At 39.7% G+C, this 7,419-nt stretch carries 5 protein-coding genes; all 5 read right to left on the bottom strand.

Annotated features, from left to right (window positions below; genetic code table 11):
- Nucleotides 1–756: 756 nt before the first annotated feature.
- The 5 genes from KTR07_RS22375 to KTR07_RS22355 all read right to left on the bottom strand — a co-directional run bounded on the left by KTR07_RS22375 (nt 757) and on the right by KTR07_RS22355 (nt 7,347).
- On the bottom strand, nt 757–3,282 hold the full coding sequence (locus KTR07_RS22375) for a leucine-rich repeat protein (protein ID WP_217315509.1): 2,526 nt from the start codon (nt 3,280–3,282) through the stop codon (nt 757–759).
- Between the two features lie 92 nt (nt 3,283–3,374).
- Nucleotides 3,375–3,779 carry a hypothetical protein gene (locus KTR07_RS22370; protein ID WP_008762464.1) on the bottom strand — a complete coding sequence of 135 codons (405 nt, stop codon included), beginning with the start codon at nt 3,777–3,779 and terminating at the stop codon, nt 3,375–3,377.
- A gap of 356 nt (nt 3,780–4,135) precedes the next feature.
- The gene (locus tag KTR07_RS22365) at nt 4,136–5,116 is read right to left on the bottom strand and encodes a site-specific integrase (RefSeq protein WP_008766627.1); all 981 of its coding nucleotides are present in this window, start codon (nt 5,114–5,116) and stop codon (nt 4,136–4,138) included.
- A 530-nt stretch (nt 5,117–5,646) separates the two neighbouring features.
- On the bottom strand, nt 5,647–6,861 hold the full coding sequence (locus KTR07_RS22360; protein ID WP_032813323.1) for a clostripain-related cysteine peptidase: 1,215 nt from the start codon (nt 6,859–6,861) through the stop codon (nt 5,647–5,649).
- An 84-nt stretch (nt 6,862–6,945) separates the two neighbouring features.
- The gene (locus KTR07_RS22355; RefSeq protein WP_008762460.1) at nt 6,946–7,347 is read right to left on the bottom strand and encodes a hypothetical protein; all 402 of its coding nucleotides are present in this window, start codon (nt 7,345–7,347) and stop codon (nt 6,946–6,948) included.
- Nucleotides 7,348–7,419 lie beyond the last annotated feature (72 nt).

The raw sequence follows: 7,419 nt of genomic DNA, 5'->3' as shown, positions 1-7,419 counted from the left end.
TAATCAGCATTGCTGCTGGTTCTTGCTCTGTTCAGGATGCCGTACAATTTATTGACTTCATTAATACCTTATGACTCATACATATTACTACATATAAGACAAGTATTGACGGTTCTATTTTTTTCTTGTACTACTTGTATTGTTTATCAATATTTCAAAGAACTAACGTGACTTCTGTCGCGCTGCTTTCTTAGCGAAAGCGGATGCAAAGATAAGGACCTTTTCAGATAACTTCCAAACTTTTTTCGAAGTTTTTTTGTTTTTATTTTCTGAAGCCTTAAACTTTAGCAGAATGTCAATTGTTAGGCCGTCCCTCTCTTGGAAAGCGGGTGCAAAAGTACGAGGTTTTGCTATACAATCCAAATATATCTGACTATTTTCTACCACTTTTTTGAAACTTTTCTGTAACCACCTGATTGACAATGATATTGTAGAGTATCTTTTTCTACTGTAATTGTAAAAGCTATTTTCTTTATACATTAATATATATTCACGCGTGAGTAAAGGATTGAATAGATAAAAATCACGACTACAAAATTAATATCGATGAATCAGTGAGCGTGAATAATATACAAACTTGCGGAAAAGCTTGCCATTTACAAACGTATGGAATAAAAAAGATAATAAAAAAAATGGAAGAATCTGTTTAAGTTTTATTATATCGAATTGCCGGAACAGTGTAACAAAACAAAGATTCCGCCACCTTTCTTGCCAAGAAAAGCAACGGAACCTGGTTATCATTTGAATTTCTGAATTTTATGGATGGAGTAAATCTTTCTTTATTTCTTTAAAATAGGGATTCCAACTACTGCTACTATATGCCGAAATCGCAGCCTCTGGCACAAATAGTGTACTTATTGATTTTAGAGAAGAATCAAAAGCAGCCGTACCAAGCGTAGGTGGAGTACTTCCCAAACAGTAAACTTGGCTCATTTTCGTACATAAGTGGAATGCATTTGTTTCAATGGATGTTAATGAAGCCGGGAAAAAAGATCCCACTAACGCAGAACAACCTGAAAAAGCAAACTCACCGATTGTTTCTACTACATTCGGATAATAGAAGGTAGTTATACCACTACATCCGGAATATGTATTCCTGAGTATATTTTTCACCTGTGTACGTTGCATATTAATACTTTCCATGTTCTTACAATCCGTAAATACACCTGCTCCTAAAGTTTGCAGTGCATTGGGGAGTGCTGCTCTATCTATATAAGCATCTTCGTAAGGGAAAAACTCTGACTTAAGTAAAGTGCAATAAGAGAAAGCTCTTACTTGTATCTCAGTGATATTATGATGTAATGTCACATACTGCAAATTCGCACATTCATCAAATAGATTATTCCTGAGTACTGTTACTCCTGTAGGAATAGTAATAGCCTTTAATGAACGGCATCTTAAAAATGCAGCCTCCCCTATCTGAGTGATACCATTATGCCATGTGACGCGCTCCAGATTCTGACATTCCTGAAAAGCATAGTCAGGGATATCTGTTACTGTCGTAGGTATATTGATAGATACGACTCCACAACGAGAAAAGGTTGAGACATATAATTTCTTCAAACCCTCATGCAAAGTGATCGTACTTAAGTTCGTACAGTTTTCAAACACCCAACCTTCATACTGTGACGTAGATACTTCTGTATTTTTGCCCAAATCTGTTACACTACCTGGAATATCTATCAATGTCAGTGAAATACAGTTATTGAAGGCTTGTCTACGAATCTCTTTCAATCCGTCGTGCAATTTCACTTCCACCAAACCGCGGCATTGTTCGAATGCCCATTCACCTATGATTTCCACATTCTCAGTATCAATACTTGTCAATGCTCTGCAATTAGTGAAAGCTGCATAACCGATAGTTTTCATAGATAAAGGCAGTCTGACTGCTTTCAATGAAGTGTTTGGTGTATCACCACCGAAACGTAATGCACGATCCGGCAGTTCAGTCAAGTCGGTCATCGAAATATCCAGCACTTCAAGTGCAGTTAATGATTCTCTGATATATTTAAAATCTTCTACCGTAATAGAGCCCTTTAGGGCCAGTCTTTTCACAGATGTATCCAATCCTTTGATACTTAAATCACCTCCGGTACATGCCACTATCTCACCATCAAAATATTTCACTTCTCTCGAAACTGATATTGTACCATCATTAGCGTCAGTCACTGTCACCGTCAATAGAGCTGTATCCGACAGTTTGACATTTGCCGGAGGGGTAATAGTAATCTTTGCACTTCCCGGAGTATATGTTCCGTCTGTGCCGGTGAAAGTCGGTTCCGTTACTGCTACTTTCCATGTATCTACCGCACCACGACTTTTAATAATCCAGTCTGCTTCATTACCATTCGTAATAGTAGCAACAATGGATTTATAATCTTCCTCTTTCATAGTAGAAGCAAAAGTGACATCTATAGAATTGTCTGAAGGCGATGCATAGAACAAATCGCTGCCACCAATACCCACAGCGAGGCCGTCAACTAGCATCGGAAGCGTGAATTCCTTTCCATTTGCTAATGTGAAGATCACTTTGCCGTCTTCTATTTTCACACCGTCTTTTTTGAAAACAGAATCCCCCTGCTCACCTTGCGGACCTTTCTCCCCGTCTTTCCCAGCGGAACCGGTATCTCCCTTTTCACCGGTGGCAGCCACTTTATTACTATTACTGTCCAGTAACCATTCATCATCTACTTTCCAGTACAGTTTGCCTTCAAACGTATCTACACTGATAACGGGAGAATGACCGGGCTCACCATCCTTACCAGGCTCACCATTGTTTCCAGGTTCACCATCGTTTCCATTTTCTCCATCTTTACCGGTAGTAGGTATTTTATTGTTATCAACATCAGTCAACCATGCAGAATCGGCATCACCGAGCTTTATAGTCCAATAATATATACCGTCGGTATCTTTCTCCGCACCAATAAGAGGGGTGATGCCGTCGACACCGTTTATACCGTCAGCACCGTTCTTACCATCCTTGCCGTGATAGATGGTGATGGGCTTGCTTTTAGTGAAAGTGATAGTGTAACCCACTTCTACTGATCCTTCTACAATAGGAGTAACTCCGGTCACATAGTCATTCTGTTCCAATGCTGAAACCAGTCCCTGCAAGGCGCTGATCTGTGTATTGGTAGTGCTGCACCATGATTCCAGTTTTTCTACTCTCGATTTAAGGTCGTTCACATCTTTGCGCAAAGCAGTGTCGTCATAGTCATCTCCGCAACTGAAAAATGTTGTTGCCAAGAGGAGTGACATACCTAAATGTTTTAATTTTCCCATATTCTCTAGTTATTAATTAATAATGTAAATCGCTATCAGATCCCTAAGAAAAAAGAAGTGTTATAAATGCAATGATTATTTTAAGTTCGAAGTTATACAACCATTTCCCATTCATGCTTGAAATAGGTAAGTATGGTTCCGGGACTAAGATACTCACGACCGGGTGCCCGTGTCCGGCTGCGAAATCGGTAATGGGCGTGTATCACAAGGCAGGTCAGCCGGTAATTAAAATATTTATGGCAACGGTGTTGAAGATAGTCGAACAGACGGCAGATGCGCGTAAAGAAACTGAAGACTTCATTATAAGGAATAGTATGACGTTTATGATTACCTTTTTCGGCTTCTTCCAGTTCGTGAAGGGCATAGATGAGCTGATCAATATCATCTTTGGTATTTTGCATGGTACGGTTAAGACGTTCCTGTCTGATTGCCTGCATGGAAAGCTGCTCCTGTTTGTGCTTAAGACGCTCTTTTATGAATTTATTTTTTTGCTTCATTATACTTAAGTTGTCCGTTTGTATAGGCGAAAATTACTTCGTAAGTAACAGAAACTTGTTTTATGACAGAACAGAGCGCAGTTCTACCATAATCCTGATTATCAACAGATTATTTAAGTCAAGAAAGACAAATAGCAGTGTATTCCGCTTTATTCATTTCAAAGTGGGAAGAAAAAGTTATATGCGTTTTCATAACTCTTGCAACTAGTATGTATCCCTATCCTTGTTTTTTGCCTTGTGTCGAAACTTTTTTAGTGATCTAATGAAAATAACTTTGTAAATAATATATTTTTTATTAAAATTCTTATATCTTTGCAGCATCGATAACTCTCTGTTACTTACGAAGTAACAGCATCTTAAGCTTCATTCCACATTCTCTTTTCCCCTGTGATTATGTAATTATTAACGACTATATTTGCCCGATTAAGTTCCTCCCCTTCAAAACTCTTGAGATACGTCCGTGTGACTTCAAGTGAAGAATGTCCCAGTCCTTCGGAAATCACCTCTTCGGGAACCTGGCAATATTTGGCAAGTGTAGCCCAAGTGTGGCGTGCCGTGTAGGAACTGACTTTTACCTCCTCCATTCCCATCAGTCCGGGTAGTCTCGAAAGGTTGAAGTTCAGCTTACGCAAGCAACGGCGATAATCATCAAAAGCTTCTCTATCGAAAGAAGTGGGAGTAAGGATATCCAACAGATAGGGCGAAGATTCTTCCCGGCTCCTATAACGTTCGATAAGCTGACGTGCCTGCGGCATAAGCTTGACACAAAGTTCAGTACCCGTCTTTTGGCGTCGGCATATCAGCAGGTCCCCTTTCAAATCCACTTTGCGCAAGTGAGCAAGGTCTACAAAAGGCATCCCTTGCAGCAACAGCATCAATCGCATTGTGTCCTGCGCCCGGTACACCTCCGGAGGGAGTACAGGACTGGAGAGTCTGCCGGAAGAATACTTTCCGTCAACAACATCACCCAGCAACCGGCTCGTCTGCCCGGCAGTTAATGCCAATTTATGTTCGGAAGATACCCCTGTTTTGAGATTGACAAACAGGCGACATTCTCCCGCCACAACCCCACGATCTACCGCACGGTTATAAATAGCACGCAGCGCACGGATATAAGTAGAAGTTGTGTTATAACTCTTCTGCTCTTTCTCCAGATAATATTGAAATTTACACAAGCTTCTTCGGTTCAGTCCTCCCCAAAATATTTTGCCACCACCTACAGAAGCGGTGAATGCCTGCAAGGCATAGTGATAGATATAGGCCGTCGCAAAACGGTTCTCTTGCCGCAACTCGCCAATAACTTCGTAAACAAAGTCTGTAAAGCTATGCTGTTTCATATAATCCTTTCTTTTTAAGTTCATAATTGAGATTCTTTTTTCGCCATAAACTATATAAAATGAACTACCCTACACAATGTTCAACCGATTTTTTTGTCGAAATAAAAAGGAATGTACTCTCCTTACCCTTATTACCAATGCGGTGCTTCACGGTTTTTCCACACCTGCAAACGATTTTTACCTTTGCAGCGTTTTAATAAAACATATGTGTAAGGTGATGAAATATTCTCTCTACAAAGCGGATGCTGAGGAAGAAAACGAAGATTCTCCGAAACTTGACGAGAAACCCGGAGGGGGTAGCACCAATGAATACACGGCGACGTAACAAAAAGAAACGCTACTACGGATATTAGGAGAACTGAAACTGTTATTTCCACAGGCGAAAATCGTAGGGCATTATCAGTTAAGTGCGGATGTCTGAATCAAGTGTCCGGAGGTTGCGAGGAAGGAGTATGAATGGTTGTAGGGGGGAGATAAAAAAAATGTGCTGCTTCAGGGCGGCACACTTTCTTTTTATTCTGACTTTATTCTTACCATCCGGTTCCATCCCATCCGGCAGCAGTGTACCATGACAAAGTACGATAGAAAGTATTCATAGTAGAATTGCTTGCGCCAGTAGGTATATATGTAGAAAGTCCTTCCGAACCTTCCATAGTAAACATTCTATGAATGATACCGGAATAGTTTTTGAGAGTTGTTTTCCTATATACAACAGCTGCTTCAAAGGCTGTATACCAAGACCGATAATCCGTATTATCTACTCCACCTGTCAAATTTCGGATCAGTTTTTCAAAATCATAATTAGCGTCATCGTTAAAATCATAAGCTAGTATATCACTACGGTCTACTTCCCTTTTCTCTTGAATATATTTAGGAATGATTGTCTTGGTTGCTGCTGCCAAATTATCCAAAGCCGCACTCTTTATCACAGAAGTAGCAACTCCTCCCGTCCAATTCTCATTACTAACAGGAGCAACCCCTGTATAAGATTTTTCATAATATCCATAATACGCCTCTGCTATATTCGTCGCCAAATTTGTTTCAGTAAACATTTCCGGTACTACTGCCTTATAAGGTGCACCCGGTCCCGGAATCTCCGTAGGAGAACCAATAAAATATTCGGCACAGTCACGAAGTTCATAGGCGACTTCCACAGATTGCATATTACATGAGTCAAACAATATGAATTTTAATGGTTTTGGAAAAGCAGAGGACAATGCTTCACGGAAATCCGGTATATTCATCTGAGTCCTACGATAATATCCGATGGAGCGAGAGTTCGCATTATTACTGGCCGGCACCCATGAAGAGCTATGAGACAAAAATACAAACCCATAACTATCTGCCGGGAAATAACTAACTGTTTGGGAAATAACACTGGCCATAACTTCCTTATCCAGCGGATTTTGTTCATCATAAGTAAAAAGAGTATCGGCCACTACTTTACCATTCTTCTGTTTCAATGAAATCAAGTGAGGAACGTCATTTACCATCTCACTATAAACAACCAAATTACACTTGGAATAATCAACCTCTTCCATACCCGCCTTCATATCGCTAAAGTTGACTTTAAAAAGGCTTGATAACTCACTGACTCCATTATCCCCCACGATATAAACCAACACTGTACGTCCTACCTGCTCACGTGGTTCGGGTCCTTCAGGACCTTCGTTTTCATTATTCTCACAAGCTGCAAACAACGCAGCCAAACCCATGAGAAGGGATAATATTTTAATCTTTTTCATTAGATTACCAATTAGTTACGGCTGCAAAGATAAAAAAATAAGAGATGCAAACCTGCATCTCCTATCATATTAACAATTAATCTTTTACTCTTCCGGTTTTATAAAGTGGAATTTATCAGTATCAATCCGTGTTACTGTGGTATTCCTGTTCCTTTTATATTTACTCAGAATCTTCGTTGCCTCTTTCTCCAGTTTTTTCCTGTTTTCTGAGAAATAGATCATACAGGTACTATTCTGTTGCAGTCCGTTATCTTCCACATAATTCTTCAGCTGATAGCTGTACAGATCACGATGAGTCAGAAAACCTTCCTTGCTAACCTTTGCGCTATCCAATATTTGAATATCCGTAAAATACACGACTGTATCCGTAAAGGAAGCGGCAATTCCGAAGGCATAAACTGTTTTTGAGTGGTCTTTCTTTAAAGAGAAAGCCGAGCACATTGTCAACACAAGTGCCATTGCAAATAGTATTTTTACGTATTTCATATCATAAATTTTTAATTGTGGCAAAGGTAACAAAAAAGAGGAAATATCATCTATTTATCATTAAGATTTAGT

The sequence above is a fragment of the Bacteroides sp. MSK.20.82 genome (genome assembly GCF_019052485.1).
Taxonomy (GTDB): Bacteria; Bacteroidota; Bacteroidia; order Bacteroidales; family Bacteroidaceae; genus Bacteroides; species Bacteroides thetaiotaomicron.
Note: the sequence above shows the minus strand (reverse complement) of the source record. Positions and strands in the feature narration are given on the sequence as shown.

Coding starts and splice junctions, on each gene's coding strand:
- KTR07_RS22375 (WP_217315509.1), bottom strand. CDS start 3,282: ATGGGAAAATTAAAACATTTAGGTATGTCACTCCTCTTGGCAACAACA.
- KTR07_RS22370 (WP_008762464.1), bottom strand. CDS start 3,779: ATGAAGCAAAAAAATAAATTCATAAAAGAGCGTCTTAAGCACAAACAG.
- KTR07_RS22365 (WP_008766627.1), bottom strand. CDS start 5,116: ATGAAACAGCATAGCTTTACAGACTTTGTTTACGAAGTTATTGGCGAG.
- KTR07_RS22360 (WP_032813323.1), bottom strand. CDS start 6,861: ATGAAAAAGATTAAAATATTATCCCTTCTCATGGGTTTGGCTGCGTTG.
- KTR07_RS22355 (WP_008762460.1), bottom strand. CDS start 7,347: ATGAAATACGTAAAAATACTATTTGCAATGGCACTTGTGTTGACAATG.